This is a genomic window from Oceanicaulis sp., from assembly GCF_965284345.1.
Taxonomy (GTDB): domain Bacteria; phylum Pseudomonadota; class Alphaproteobacteria; order Caulobacterales; family Maricaulaceae; genus Oceanicaulis; species Oceanicaulis alexandrii_A.
Window position 1 is genome coordinate 1871569 of record NZ_OZ260073.1, and the last position, 14033, is coordinate 1885601.

Annotated in this window: 13 protein-coding genes; all 13 read left to right on the plus strand. The window is 64.3% G+C overall.

Features of this window, described 5'->3' with window-relative positions:
• Positions 1 to 69 precede the first annotated feature (69 nt).
• The 13 genes from ACQ66J_RS09110 to gspN all read left to right on the plus strand — a co-directional run bounded on the left by ACQ66J_RS09110 (position 70) and on the right by gspN (position 14031).
• Entirely contained in the window at positions 70 to 2670 is a 2601-nt protein-coding gene (locus ACQ66J_RS09110; protein ID WP_430431372.1) for a TonB-dependent receptor domain-containing protein, read from the plus strand.
• Between the two features lie 201 nt (positions 2671 to 2871).
• Entirely contained in the window at positions 2872 to 3720 is an 849-nt protein-coding gene (locus tag ACQ66J_RS09115) for a type II secretion system protein N (RefSeq protein WP_430431373.1), read from the plus strand.
• 39 nt (positions 3721 to 3759) lie between these two features.
• Positions 3760 to 5739 carry a type II secretion system secretin GspD gene (gspD, locus tag ACQ66J_RS09120; RefSeq protein WP_430431374.1) on the plus strand — a complete coding sequence of 660 codons (1980 nt, stop codon included), beginning with the start codon at positions 3760 to 3762 and terminating at the stop codon, positions 5737 to 5739.
• A 3-nt stretch (positions 5740 to 5742) separates the two neighbouring features.
• Positions 5743 to 7227, plus strand: a complete 1485-nt coding sequence (gspE, locus tag ACQ66J_RS09125) for a type II secretion system ATPase GspE (RefSeq protein WP_430431375.1) — start codon at positions 5743 to 5745, stop codon at positions 7225 to 7227.
• Positions 7214 to 8434: a type II secretion system F family protein gene (locus tag ACQ66J_RS09130; protein WP_430431376.1), complete on the plus strand. Its 1221-nt coding sequence runs from the start codon at positions 7214 to 7216 to the stop codon at positions 8432 to 8434. The genes gspE and ACQ66J_RS09130 overlap by 14 nt, the downstream gene beginning before the upstream one ends.
• Before the next feature lie 24 nt (positions 8435 to 8458).
• Positions 8459 to 8920 carry a type II secretion system major pseudopilin GspG gene (gspG, locus tag ACQ66J_RS09135; protein ID WP_375550069.1) on the plus strand — a complete coding sequence of 154 codons (462 nt, stop codon included), beginning with the start codon at positions 8459 to 8461 and terminating at the stop codon, positions 8918 to 8920.
• Positions 8920 to 9465 carry a GspH/FimT family pseudopilin gene (locus ACQ66J_RS09140; protein WP_430431377.1) on the plus strand — a complete coding sequence of 182 codons (546 nt, stop codon included), beginning with the start codon at positions 8920 to 8922 and terminating at the stop codon, positions 9463 to 9465. The genes gspG and ACQ66J_RS09140 overlap by 1 nt, the downstream gene beginning before the upstream one ends.
• Positions 9462 to 9830: a type II secretion system minor pseudopilin GspI gene (gene gspI / locus ACQ66J_RS09145; RefSeq protein ID WP_430431378.1), complete on the plus strand. Its 369-nt coding sequence runs from the start codon at positions 9462 to 9464 to the stop codon at positions 9828 to 9830. Before ACQ66J_RS09140 ends, gspI begins: the two co-directional genes overlap by 4 nt.
• Positions 9827 to 10492: a type II secretion system minor pseudopilin GspJ gene (gene gspJ / locus ACQ66J_RS09150; protein ID WP_430431379.1), complete on the plus strand. Its 666-nt coding sequence runs from the start codon at positions 9827 to 9829 to the stop codon at positions 10490 to 10492. Before gspI ends, gspJ begins: the two co-directional genes overlap by 4 nt.
• Positions 10489 to 11508, plus strand: coding sequence for a type II secretion system minor pseudopilin GspK (gene gspK / locus ACQ66J_RS09155; RefSeq protein WP_430431380.1), 1020 nt, complete (start codon positions 10489 to 10491; stop codon positions 11506 to 11508). The genes gspJ and gspK overlap by 4 nt, the downstream gene beginning before the upstream one ends.
• Positions 11508 to 12788: a type II secretion system protein GspL gene (gene gspL / locus ACQ66J_RS09160; RefSeq protein WP_430431381.1), complete on the plus strand. Its 1281-nt coding sequence runs from the start codon at positions 11508 to 11510 to the stop codon at positions 12786 to 12788. The genes gspK and gspL overlap by 1 nt, the downstream gene beginning before the upstream one ends.
• Positions 12785 to 13291, plus strand: a complete 507-nt coding sequence (gspM, locus tag ACQ66J_RS09165) for a type II secretion system protein GspM (RefSeq protein ID WP_430431382.1) — start codon at positions 12785 to 12787, stop codon at positions 13289 to 13291. The genes gspL and gspM overlap by 4 nt, the downstream gene beginning before the upstream one ends.
• Positions 13291 to 14031, plus strand: a complete 741-nt coding sequence (gene gspN, locus ACQ66J_RS09170) for a type II secretion system protein N (RefSeq protein ID WP_430431383.1) — start codon at positions 13291 to 13293, stop codon at positions 14029 to 14031. Before gspM ends, gspN begins: the two co-directional genes overlap by 1 nt.
• Positions 14032 to 14033: the final 2 nt, after the last annotated feature.

A 14033-nucleotide genomic window follows, 5' to 3' on the forward strand; every position in this document is an offset into this window, starting at 1 on the left:
CCGTCGGCGCAGTGCGTCGGCGGCCCCGCCTCCTGCAGCTTGCTGGTGATGACCTGACAAAAGGTTCTGATGATGAATACGATGAAACTCATGCGTGGAGCGCTGCTCGCCTCGAGCGTCCTCCTCGCCCCGTCCGCTGCCTTCGCGCAGCAGGCGGACCCGGAGGCCGCGTCCGCTTCCAATCAAGTCGAAGACGTGGTGGTCGTGCGCTACCAGTACGTCCCCGAACCCCAGCGTCGCACCGCACAGGTTGCGAGCTTTCTGTCGGCTGAAGACCTGGCTCGTACGGGCGATTCAGACGCCGCCGCCGCTCTGGCGCGCGTCAGCGGCCTCAGCATTGTCGGCGGCCGTTTCGCCTATGTGCGCGGCCTCGGGGATCGCTACTCCTCGTCCTTGCTGAACGGATCGGTGCTCCCGAGCCCCGAACCGCTTCGCCGCACCGTGCCGCTGGATCTCATCCCGTCTGATTTGTTGTCAGGCATCGAGGTCCAGAAAACCTATTCGGCCAACCTGCCGGCCGAATTCGGCGGCGGTCTGATCAATATGAGCACCGTGCGTCGCCCGGATGAGAACTTTTTCAGCCTCAAGGCCGGCGTCTCCTATAACAGCGAAGCCACGTTCCAGGATGGTCTGACCCATTCGGGCGCCGACCAGGACTGGACCGGCTATGACGATGGCCTGCGCAGCATGCCGTCTCCGCTGACGGATCTGATCGCGACGCGCACGCCGCTGAACAGCCAGAGCGATGCTTACATCGAAAACGCTGGTGAAAGCCTGACCAACTCGCCGGTCAACGTGATCCAGAACACCGAATACCTGCCGACCGGTTCGTTCAGCTTCGAAGCCGGCGCCTCGCACATGCTGGGCCAGCTTGAACTGGGCGTTGTGGCGACCGCTGGTTATGACAGCGACTGGTCATACCGCGAAGCCAGCCGCCAGCGCGTGCTGGGCGGCATCATCGGTAACGACCAGACGGCTGCTGAAGGTCGTTTTGAAGCCGCCACGAACGCTCTGGTCGCCCTGTCTGCGGGTCTGGACAACCATGAAGTCCAGGGCCTTGTCTTTTACTCGCATGACACCGACAAGCGCTCTGAAATCACCACCGGCACCGACTTTAACGCACCGGGCGCCACGGGTGAGATTCATGACGAGCAGACCGGCTGGTACGAGCGCGAGCTCACCATGTTCCAGCTTAACGGCGAGCACATCTTCGGCGATCTTGAGCTGAGCTGGCGCGGCGCTTATGCGGAATCCACCCGCGACGCGCCCTATGAGCGTACGCTGCGCCGTCTGATCGATCCGGTGACGGGTCAGCCGAGCTATCTCGTGGCCAACAGCTACGACATCCGCTTCAGCGATCTGACCGATGAAGCCACCAGCTTTGGCGGCGACGCGCTCTACAATCTCGACCTGATGGGTTGGGACACGGTTCTCTCGGCCGGTTTCGACACGTCGAGCACCGAACGCGAGTACAATCTGTACGCCTTCCGTTTCGTGGGCGGCAACTCGCTGCCGGACGATGTTCGCGTGGCGCGTCCTGACTTCCTGTTCTCGCCGGACAACATCGCGCCGACGCGGTTCATCTTGCAAGAACTCTCCACCACCAACGACTCCTATACCGGCGAGCTGGACGTGGACGCCTATTACGCCCAGGCCGACGTAGAGTTCACCGACTTCATCCGCGCCACCTTCGGCGTGCGTCGTGAAGAAGCGACCCAGTCCGTGCAAACCTTTGATCGCTTCGGCAATCTGGGCGCAGGGACGGTCGACCTTGAAAATGACTACACCCTGCCGGCCTTCACGGGCACCTGGACCTTCGCTGAAAATCTTCAGCTGCGGGTCGGGTATTCGGAAACCATCGCACGCCCGCAGTTCCGTGAACTGGCGCGTTCGAGCTATTTCGATCCTGAATCCGGCCGCGCCTATCGCGGTAACTCGGGCCTCGTGGACACCGAGTTCAAGAACTATGACGCGCGTGTGGAATACTATCTGGGCCGCGATCAGTTCATCACCGGCGCGGTGTTCTACAAAGAACTGACCAACCCGATTGAAGAAGTGCAGTTCTCGACCTCGACCTTCGTGTTCGAAACCACCTTCATCAACTCGCCGAAGGCTGTCGTTCAGGGCCTCGAGCTGGAATATCGCACCCAGTTCAACATTCCTGGCGACATCTTCTTCCTGTCGGATCGGGATTGGCGCTTCGGCATCAACTACACCTACACCGACTCAGAAGTTGAAGCGGGCGCCGGCGATCTGATCTTTGATCCGATCAGCCAGAGCCTGCAGCCGGCTGCGACCTATAACCTTGACGGTTCGGTGCTGCAGGGCACGCCTGAGAACATCATCAACGCACAGCTGGGCTGGGCGAGTGATCAGGACGAATTCAACCTGCTGCTCAACTGGGTGGATGACCGCGTTCTGCAACGTGGCCTGAGCCAGCCGGGCGCCGAGCTTCCCGACGTGATGGAAGATCCGGGCGTGATCCTGGACGCCACCTATCGCCGGGACCTCAACTACATCTATGAGGGCCTGTCGCTGAGCATCAATGCGCGCAACCTGCTCGATGAAGATCATATCGAGTATCAGGTCAGCGAAGGCATTGGTGAGACTCAGTTCAACACCTACGCCCGCGGGCGCTCCGTGTCTGTCAGCCTGACAGCGCGGTTCTAGGATGACTGACGGGGCGGCGTTGCGCCGCCCCGTTACGCCATTGCAGACCTAATACAGATGCAAGCGGGCGGACCTTGGGGTCTGCGCGCTTGTCTCTGCTTTCAGAGCGTGCCGCACAAGCGGGACGCGAAATCATGGGTTCGCGCCGATCCAACGTCCGTGTACGATGCACCACCCTTCCGTAGAGGCCTGACCGCACAGATGCTTACCGCGCACGCCAGCAAGACCGCAGCCAGCAGACCCGAGGCGATCTCGGGGCTTGCGATGCTGCGTCATGCTGTGGAGGCTGCGCTGGTCATTATGATTGCGTTGGTCGTATCGCAAGCGATCTGGTTCGCACTGTACGGCTCTGACGCCTTGCGCGCGGATGTCAGCCCGTCGGGCGGCGCAGCCCGATCAGCAGCATCAGCGCCGCAATCAATCGGCGATCTGAGCGGCGTGTTCGCCACGCTCGCCCAGAATACGGCGCCGGTCGCTCCGGAAAGCCGGCTCGGCTTCACATTGCGCGGTGTGCGAGTAGGCGCGACGCCCGGTGACGGATCCGCCATCATCGACATTCCCGGCGAAGGTCAGCTGCGGGTCGCGGCCGGTGAAACCCTGAGTGCGAACATCGTGCTGGAAGAAGTTCACGCCGACCGTGTGGTGATCAATCGCCGCGGCGTGCTGGAAAGCCTGTTTCTGACCGATGCGGGCCGTCGCCGCGCCCAGTCCGGCGCCGCGCCCGAGGCCGCAGCGGCGCCACTTGAGACCGTCGGCGCCAATGTGCAGATGAGCGAACGGCAGATGGCGCGTGGCTGGCTGACAGGGCTTAACTTTGAGCCGGATTATGCGAATGGCGCCGTACGCGGATTGCGCGTCAGCGGCGACACCGCTCAGCTTGCAAATCTGGGGCTTGAACCCGGCGATGTGGTGCTGAGCTTGAACGCGGCGCCGCTCACCAGCGAAGCGGCGGCTGTGCGCGCTTTCGCGCTGTTGGAATCCGCCGATATGGCGGTGGTGCGCCTCTGGCGCGACGGCGAAGACATCACTGTGGAAACGTCGCTGCGTTAGCGGCGCTCTAGGGGAAAGCCAAGCATCATGCAGGCGATCATGACATCATTTTCCGGCATCGCGACAGCGGTGGTTCTCGCGGTCGCGGCCCTGGCGCCGGCTTATGGACAATCCACTGGCCAGACCCTGAATTTCCGCGAGGCCGAGATCGGCGCGGTGATCGACGATATGGCCCTGATGACCGGCTATACCTTCGTCGTGGATCCCGAGGTGCGGGGTCGGGTGTCCATCGTCTCGCAGACGCCTTTGACGTCTGATGAAGCCTTTCAGGTGTTTCTCTCCACACTGCGGGTGAACGGATACACCGCCCTGCCGATGGCGCCGGGCGTCTATCAGATCGTCCCTGAAACGGACAGCGTGCGTATGGGCGCGCCATTGGCGGCCTCGGGCTCGGACTCTGTCATCCTCAGCTCCGTGCATCGCTTGCAAAACACGGCGGCGCTGGACGCGGTGCGCGCGATCGCTCCGATGCTCAGCCAGTATGGCGCGGCCAACTCCATCGCTTCTGGCAATCTGATTGTCATCGTCGATTTCGCCTCCAATGTCCGCGCCATCGAGGCGGCGTTGCGCGAAGTGGATCGCGATACCTCCACAGTCGAGATGCTGACGCTGGAGAACATCCCCGCCGAAGAAATGGCGGACATTATTGGGCGCTTGCAGGTGCAGTCCCAGAATTCGGGTGGCGACGCGCCCGCCAATGTGACGCTGGCGGCGGTGTCGTCTTCGAACGCGCTTCTGCTTCGAGGCGAGCCTGCGGCCGTGGGCGAGATGGTCTCGCTGGTGCGCCGCATTGATGCGGTCAGCGCCTCCAACCAGACCTTCCGCGTGGTGGCGCTGAACCATGCCCGCGGTGATGATCTGCTGCCGATCCTCGAGCAGTTCACTGAATCCATGAATGCGTCTGACACGGGCGGGCGTCCTGTCTCCATCGCGCACCATCCCGCGACCAACGCCATCATCATGAACGCCGATCCGGACGTGCTGCGCGACCTTGAACAGGTCATCCGCCGCCTCGATGTGCGCCGCCCGCAGGTGCAGGTGGAAGCCATTGTCGTCGAGATTTCAGACCAGACTGCGCGCGATCTGGGCGTCCAGTTCCTGCTGGCGGGCGATGGCGATGACGCCACCCCCTTCGCCTACACCCGTTATGGCTCGACCCGGCAGCCGGATCTTCTGGCGCTGACGGGCGCGCTTCTGACCGGCGGGCTGACATCGGATGGCGGCGACACGACCAGCAGCACAGATGTGAATTTGCGCAATCTGGCGCTGTCTTCGCTGGTGAACGCCCGCGGCGGCGCGTTCGGCTTTGGTGGTGAGCTCAATGACGGTTCGCTGTTTGGCGTCATCGTCAATGCGCTCGACACGGATTCAGATTCCAACGTGCTTTCCAAACCCCAGCTGATGGTGCTCGATAACGAGGAAGCCAATCTGATGGTGGGTCAGGAAATCCCGATCACCACGGGCGAGACGCTAGGCTCGAACAATTCCAATCCGTTCCGTCAGATCGAACGCGAAAGCGTCGGCGTGCAGCTTTATGTCCGCCCCCAGATCAATGACGGCAACGCCATCCGGCTTCAGATCCGTCAGGAAGTGTCCTCGGTGGCGGGGCCTGTCAGCGCAGATTTCGTTGAGCTGATCACCAATCAGCGCAAGATCGAGACGACAGTGCTGGCTGATGATGGTGAAATCATCGTGCTGGGTGGTCTGATCGAGACCGATGAGCAGGAAGCGGAAAGCGGCGTGCCGGGGCTGAGCCGTATTCCCGGCGCAGGGCGTTTGTTCCGCAATGACAGCCGCTCCACCACGCGACGCAATCTGATGGTGTTCATCCGCCCCACCATTGTGCGGGACGCAGCCAGCATGCGCGACGTCACCCGGACGAGCTATGATTATGCGGTCGGCCAGCAGCGTGACGCCACGGGCGGCGCGTCGAGCCTTGAATCCATCGTCGACATGATGATGGGCGGCGGCGATCCCTTCGCCCGTCCGCTGCCGGACGCGGATGCCGGGCAGGAGTAAGTCTTGAAGCCTCTGAACTACGGGTTTGCGCGCGAGCGCGGCGTGGCGCTCCAGACCGGGGACGCCCCGGCTTTCTTGCTGCGCGAGGATTTCGATCCGCTTGCGCTTCTGGAGGCGCGACGGGCGGCGGGCGCCGCGCTTGAGATGCGCACGCTGGATGCGCGCGCCTTTGATCGCGCCTTGTCAGAAATCTACGCCTTTGACGGTCTGGCGCATTCCATGTCCGACACAGCCGAGGATGCAGCGGGCGAGAGCCTGTCTGACATCATCAATGACATCCCCAAGACCGCAGACCTTCTGGATAGCGCGTCTGACGCGCCGATCATTCGCCTGATCAACGGGCTGATTGCAGAGGCCGTGCGGTCGGGCGCGTCTGACGTGCATGTGGAGCCGTTTGAGGACCGGGTGTCGGTGCGGCTTCGCGTCGATGGCGTCTTGCGCGAAATGGTCTCGCTGAGCGGGCGTCTCGCGCCGCCGCTGACCAGCCGCATCAAGGTGATGGCGCGGCTCGATATCGCCGAGAAACGCGTGCCCCAGGACGGGCGACTGACATTGACGCTGGCGGGCAAGGGCGTGGATGTGCGCGTGTCGACCCTGCCGTCACGCTATGGCGAGCGAGTGGTCTTGCGTCTTCTGGACAAGGACAGCGCGCGCTTCACCCTCGATCAGCTGGGCATGTCACCGGCCCAGCTCGCTGACTTCCAGACCGTGCTGGCCCAGCCCAATGGCGTGGTGCTGGTGACCGGCCCCACGGGGGCGGGCAAGACGACGACGCTTTATGCCGGGCTCAATCTGCTCAATGATCAGACCCGCAACATTCTGACCGTGGAAGACCCGGTGGAATATGCCGTTGAGGGCGTGGGCCAGACCCAGGTCAACACCAAGGTCGGCATGACCTTCGCCGCTGGTTTGCGGGCGATCCTGCGCCAGGATCCCGATGTGGTGATGGTGGGCGAAATCCGCGATGTGGAAACCGCCGAAATCGCGGTTCAGGCGTCCCTGACGGGCCATCTTGTTCTGTCCACCGTGCACACCAATTCCGCCGCCGCCGCGGTGACGCGCCTGCGCGATATGGGCGTTGAGAGCTATTTGCTGGCCACCACGATCAAGGCGGTGGTGGCCCAGCGTCTGGTGCGCCGGCTATGCCCGTCCTGCAAGGAGGCCTATGAGCCGGACGCGGGCGAGCGCCGCATGATGGAGCTTGGCGAGGGCGAGCGCGCGATCATCTATCGGCCCAAAGGATGTGACGCCTGCGGCGGCTCGGGCTTTTCCGGGCGCCGGGGCGTTTATGAGCTTTTAGTGGTGGATGACGCCATCGCCTCCATGATCCATGAAGATGCGCGCGAGAACGAGATTGCGCGTCATGCTTTCAAAACCCGCCATACGCTGTGGCGGTCCGGCGTTGAGCTGGCCAAGGCCGGTGAGACCAGCCTGGCTGAAGTGATGCGGGTGTGCCGCGAGGATGGCGAGCGCGATGGCGGCGTTTGAATACGAAGCCCTGGACGCGGCGGGCAAGCGCACCAAAGGCATGCTGTCGGCGGATTCTGAAACCGCCGCGCGCAAGGAATTGCGTCGCCGTCGGCTCGCACCTTTGTCGGTCGGTCGCGCCAGTGATCGCTCAGAGAGCGGCGTACTCAAAACTCTGTTCAAGCCCAAAGGCCTGTCTGAAGACGATTTGACCGGCGTCACCCGCCAGCTCGCCACCTTGATCGACGCCGGCATGCCGATTGAGGAAGCCGTTGGGCTGGTCGGCGGTCAGGCGGACAAGGCGCCGGTGGAACGCGTGCTGATGGGGGTGCGCGAGAAAGTCACCGAAGGCGAACGTCTGTCTGAAGCCATGGCCGCCTATCCTGACAGCTTCCCCGGCGTTTATCGCGCCATGGTCGCGGCGGGCGAAGGCGCGGGTGGTCTGGGCCGCGTGCTCGACCGGTTGGCGGAGTATCTGGAAAAAGCCGGCGCCTTGAAGCGCCGGGTCGGCGCGGCGCTGATCTATCCCAGCGTTCTGGGCGCTGTGGCGCTGTTGGTGGTGTGCGTGCTGCTGGTGGCCATCGTGCCGAAGATCGCCGAGCAGTTTGACACCATGAACATGACCCTGCCGCTGCTGACGCGGGTGATGATCGCGCTGTCCAATGGCTTGCAGGCGAGCTGGCCGGTCCTGGTGCTGCTGCTTCTGGGCGCCGGGCTGGCCTATGCGGTCGCGATCCGGCGCGAGCCGGTGAAGCGCGCGGTGCAAGGCGCGCAGCTGGGGCTGCCGGGGCTGGGCGGGTTCGCCCGCAAGGTGGAAGCGGCGCGGTTTGCGCGTACCATGGCGATCTTGATCAATGCCGGCGCGGTGCTGCCCGAAGCTTTGCGCGCGGCGCGGCGGGCGTCTGACAATCTGCCGTTTCAGGATATGATGAGCGACGTGATCGACAAGGTTGAGACCGGCAAGGGATTGGCGGATGCGCTGCGTCAGGCGCGCTGGTTCCCGCCGCTCATGGTCTACATGGTCGCGGCCGGGGAACGCTCGGGGCGGCTGGCGGAGATGTTTGAACGCGCCGCTGAACATATGGAAGCGGATGTGGACGGCGCCATCACAGTGGGTTTGAGCCTTCTGGAGCCGGGCATCATCATCGCCATGGCCGTGATGGTGGTCGGGATCGTGCTATCGATCCTGTTGCCGATCCTGCAATTGAACACCGCTGCGCTGGGATAGCGCGGCCAGCAAGGAGACTGAGACATGCTGCTCAAAGATCATGACGCGCGCCGTCTCGAGGATGACGAAGCCGGGCTGAGCCTGGTGGAGGTGATGGTGGTGGTGGTGATCATCGGGCTCCTGGCCACGATCATCACCATGAACGTCCTCCCCATGCTCGGCCAAGCGAACTCCTCGACCGCCACCACCCAGATCAGCCAGCTTGAGCAGGCGCTGGAGACCTATCGTCTGCGCATGGGGCGGTATCCCGGCACCGACGAAGGGCTGGACGCGCTGGTGACCCCGCCGTCTGATGCCCGTCTGGCGACCCGGTTTCCCGAAGGCGGCTTCATCAACAATTTGCCGACAGACCCCTGGGGCAATGAGTTTCTCTATCTCCATCCCGGCGAGCATGGCCGTTTTGACGTCTGGACCTATGGCGCGGACGGTCGTGAAGGCGGTGAGGGCGAAGACGCTGATATCGGCAACTGGACTGAAGAGACGTAGTGACCCGGACTGCGCCCCGATCCTGTCAGGCGGGCGTCTCGCTGGTGGAGACGCTGGCGGCGCTGGCGATCATCGCGCTGGTGACGGGCGTGGCCGTGGTGATGCTGCGCCCTGAAGACGCGCCCGAACAGATTGAGGGCGAGGCGCTGGTGCGGGCGCTCAATGAAGCGCGGCAGGATGCGCTGGTGACGGGGCGGCATGTGGGCTTTGCGGCGCGCCCCGACGGGCGCGGCTATCAGTTCTTCCAGTTCGAAGGCGACCTCTGGCGCGTGCGCACAGACCATCCGGCCTTTGACGCGCACCGGTTTGAAGATCCTGATCTGATGCTGAGCGTGCAGTCCGGCGCCATCGCGAGGCGGGGCGAGTCCGGTCTGTCCACCGGCGGCCCGGACGTCGCCATGCCTGAGGTCTGGTTTGATCCCACGGGCTTTGACCAACCCTTCGCCTATGAATTGCGCAGCGCGCAGGGCGTGCGCCGCATTGCGCGGGACGGGCAGGGGCATCTGAGCCTTGTTGATCCTCAAACGCCGGAGACGCCATCATGAACGAGCGTCTGCAAGCGGGGTTTTCGCTGATTGAAATGCTGGCGGCGCTGACGATCCTGGCGCTGGCGGGCGTGGCGTTGATGAATGCGCTGACCACGTCCACGCGCTCCGCTGCCCTGGCGCGGGAGATGACGCTGGCGCAAATCGCGGCGCAGAACCTTCTCAGCGAACAGATCCTCGATTCAGACCCCGGCCAGATGCGCGAGCGTAGCGGCGAATATGCGCTGGGCGGGCAGGCTTTCGCTTGGGCGCTGGAGATTGAATCCACCGGCCAGCCCGATCTTGTGCGATTGCGACTGGTGATCTCCGACCCTGAGACTGAAGCCGTCTATCAGGCGCTTGAAACCCTGCGGAGGACGTCATGAACGGGCGTCGTGAAGCCGGGTTTTCGCTGGTCGAAGTGCTGGCGGCCGTCATGGTCTTCGCCCTGATCAGTGCGATCAGCGTTGGCCTTCTGACCACGTCTTTACGCGCGAAGGAGACGTCTGAAGCCGTAGTGTCTGATCTGGCGGCGGTGCAGCGTATTCATGCGCTGATGGCCGAGGATGTGGGCCAGATGGTGATGCGCACGGCGCGCGATGAAGACGGCCTGACTGATCCGCGCCTGTTCGCGCTCGATATCGCGGGCGCCGATCCGCTGGCGCCGGCGCGTGAGGGCGAAGCGCGGGAAATTCTGGTTCTGACGCGCACGGGCTGGGCCAATCCGGGCGGTCTTCAGCCGCGTTCGGGGCTGCAGCGCGTGGCGTGGATTTATGACGGCGATGAGCTCTGGCGTGAAGCGGGCGCGTATCCGGATCAGGCGCGCGGCGCGACTCCGGTGCGCCAGCTGATCGCGTCGGGCGTTTCCGATTTGCGCCTGTCAGCGCTGATGGGCGCGGTGTGGACCGATATCGTCCAGGTTCGGCCTGTTCCAAACAGTGAGGGGACCAGCCAGGGCCCGCGCGCGCTGCGCCTGTCTTATACGCAGGCCGAGCTCGGACCGATGGAGCATGTGGTCTTGTCGCCCACAGCGGAGCGGGGCGCATGAGCGCGCGGCGGACAGACCCAAGCTCAGAGCGCGGCACGGCGCTCATCGCCGCTCTGTTGCTGGTCGCGCTGATGGCGGCGGTGGCGGTGCAGTTGATGGATGTGACGCGTTTTACGGCCTTCAGGACCGCCCAGATCGACCAGCGCGCCCAGGCCCTGTGGACGGCGCGCGGCGCCCGGGAGCTGGCCGAAGCGGCTTTCCTGAACGCCGGTGAGCCCGGCCGCGCCGTCATGCGCCCTGACGAGGCATGGCTGGCGGGTCCGGTGGTGTTCCCGCTGGAGACCGGTCAGGTGGTCGGGCAGGTCTTTGATCACAACAATTGTCTGAACATCAACGCTCTGGTGCGGCCTGAAACCTCGGGCTTGGACTCGCTCGAAGCCGAGGCGGCGCAGCTGGAAACCGAACGTTTGCGTCAGGGCTTTCTGCGTCTGTCCACTGAAATCGGCGTTCGGCCGGGCGAGGCCGAAAGCGTGCTCGCCCAGATCATAGACTGGATGGACATAGATGGCTCCACAGAGCCGGGCGGCGCGGAAGATCGCGCTTACGCCGCATTCACGCCGCCTTATCGGGCCGCCAATCAGCGCTTTGTCGAGCTGGAGGAATTGCGCGCCCTGCCGGTTATGACGCCAGAGCTGTATGCGCTCTACCAACCCTATTTGTGCGTCCTGCCCGTGTCTGAGCAGCCGCCGCTCAACGTCAACACCGTGTCGCTGGAGCGCGCTGTGCTGTTGGCGGTGCTGCTTGATGCCGGCCTGACCCCGGGCGACGCAGAGACTGTGCTGTTTCGCCGCCCGCCCGCCGGGTATGAGAGCCTGGAGGAAGTCTGGGCTGACCCTCTGATCGCTTCGCTGGAGCTGAGCGATGCGGCGAAGACGCGGTTGGGCTTGCGCAGCCAATGGTTTCAGATGGAGGTGAGCGTGCGTCTCGCCGATACGCAATTTCAACTTGAGCAGCTGGCCGAGCTGCGCGACAGCAATGATCTGCGCCGCCGCAGCCAGCGCTTTGGAGCCTTTTGATGACTGACGTGCTGATCCTTCAGCCGCCCTGCGCCAGTGCGCAACAGCCAGGTCTGCGCTGGAGCGTGATCCGGTCGGGGGCGGTGATCGCAGAAGGCGTTCTGTCGCCGGGCGAGGTGCTGGAGCCGCCCCAGTCAGCGCAGATCGACCATGCGGTCGTGCTGCTGCCGGCTGAAGATGTGTTCGTGCGCCGACTGCCGGTGCCGGGCCAGTCTGAACGGGATGCGCGTCGGGCGGCGCCCTTCTTGATAGAAGATCATCTCGCGCAATCTCTTGAAGACGTGCAAGTCGCTTTGGGGCCGGTCGGCGCTGATGGCGCACGCTGGCTGACGGCGGTGGACCGCACCGCGCTGAAGACATGGCGCGACATGCTCGCGGGGGTTTGGGTCAAGCCGGTGTATGCGCTGAGCGACGCCCTGGCGCTTCATGGTCAGGACGCAGATCTGGCGGTGATGAGCTATGGCGATCGGATCGTGTTCAAGACGCGGACGGGCGATCTGGCCGGGGCCGAGAGCGCGCCGGCGCGGGATCTTGATGCGGCGTTGTCTGATCCGGTGTGCGGCGCGATCGAGCCGCACCTTCTGACTCCGGTCCTGTCCGGCGTCGGACGCCGCCTCAATCCACGTCGTGTTCTGATCAGTGATGATTTGGAGTTCAGTCCTGTGGCGCAGGGCGAGGCGTCGGTCTCCATCACGCGCATAGCGGCGCCGGATCTGCGGTTCGCCGCCGCGGCTCTGACCGTCTCACAGCTTGAAAGCCTGCCGCGCGTGCTGGGCGATGAATTCGCCACTAGCCTTGATTGGGCGGGGCTGCTCAAACCCTGGCGCTGGGCGGCCGGACTGGCGCTGACCGCCTTGATCAGCGCGACCGCCCTGATGGCGGTGCAGGCGGCCTATCTGGATGATCGCGCCGAACGCTATGAGGCTGCGCAGGCAGAGGCGTTTCGCACGCTGTTTCCCGATGCGCGCATCGTCAATGTTTCAACGCAAATGCGTCAGGCGCTCAATACGATGCGCGGCGGCGCAGAGGGCGGGACCGGGTTTCTGCCCCTGGCGTCCGCGCTGGCGGATATGATGCGCGATGTGGACGAGGTGCGGGTGGATTCGGTGCGCTATGACGCCAGCCGCGGCGAGTTGTCGGTGAGCGCGCTTTATTCCGGCTTTGGTGATTTCGAGCGTTTGCGCAGCGCGGCTGAAGCGCGCGGGGTGGTGCTGGAAGATGGCGGCGCGCGTCAGAGCGCGGCGGGCGTATCCGCTGAATTTACGGTGAGGCTGCCATGACCGGGCAAGATGTTTTAACGCCTGTGCGACGGGCCTTTCTGGCGCGGACCGTGCGCGAGCAGATCCTGCTGGCGGGGCTTGCGGCCTTGCTGGCGCTGACTGTGATCTGGTTCGGGATTCTGGGGCCGGTGATCAGCTGGCGCTCTGATGCTCTGCGGGCCTTCTCCCGCTCGGCGGAAGGCTATGAAACCCTGTTGGTCCAGATCGAGGAGTATCGCGCGCTGGCCGCTCAAGTCACAGCCCCGCAGGATCAAGAGCCTTTGCGCACACTGGCGGATCGCACGGCGCGCGAGCGCGCTTTGGCGATCAGCCGCGTCCAGCCCCTTGAAGACGGCCGTCTGGGCGTCCGGATGGAGCAGGCGGACGCCAACGCCGTGCTGGCCTGGCTAGACGCTCTGGCGCGCGAGCAGGGCGTGGTGGTGGAACGGATAAGCCTGGATCGCGAAGCTGATGAGCGGGTGCGGGCGCAATTGACGCTGCGGCGCGTAAGCGAGGCGAATTGATGCGCGTTTTGCTGGGTGTGCTGTTCGTCATCGCTTTGATCGCCGGTCTGGTGATGTCTGCGCCGGCGCGTCTGGTCTATGACGCGCTTGTCCCCTCCGGCGTTCAGGCCGGGCTGGTGCAGGGCAATGTCTGGAACGGTCAGGCGCTTCGCGTGCGTGTTGGCGATCTGGAGCTTCAGCGGGTGCAGACCGCGCTTGATCCCGGCGCGCTCCTGTCTGGCCGGATGCGCGTGCAGACCGAGATCATGGACCCGCGCGTTCAGGGGCGTGCCGTCATCGGTGTGGGGTCGAACAGAATCGACATTGCGGACGCGCAGGGCGTGGTCGCCTTGTCCGCCTGGCCGGGCCTTGCCGCCATCCCGGCTTTCACCCTGGCGGGTGACGCCGTCGTTCAGCTGGACGGGGTGTCTGTGAGCCTCGATCATGAGGGGCGATGCCTGTCGGCGGAGGGCGCGATGATGAGCCCGGCGCTCGCTGATCTGGGCGTACGCTATGATGTGGATCTGCCGATCGTCGACATGGTGCTGTCTTGCGCAGGCGAGCAAGTGGCGCTCAGTCTGACAGGATCAGGCCCGACGCTGGATCTGGACGGCAGGATCGTGCTGAGCGCGCCGCAGCCGTCTTATCGGTTGCGGGCGACGCCGCATGACCCGGCGGCAGGTCCGGTGTTATCCTTGCTGGGCTTTCAGGCTGAGGGCGCGGACTGGATCGCCGAGAGCGGCGCGATGGGAGAGGGATGAGC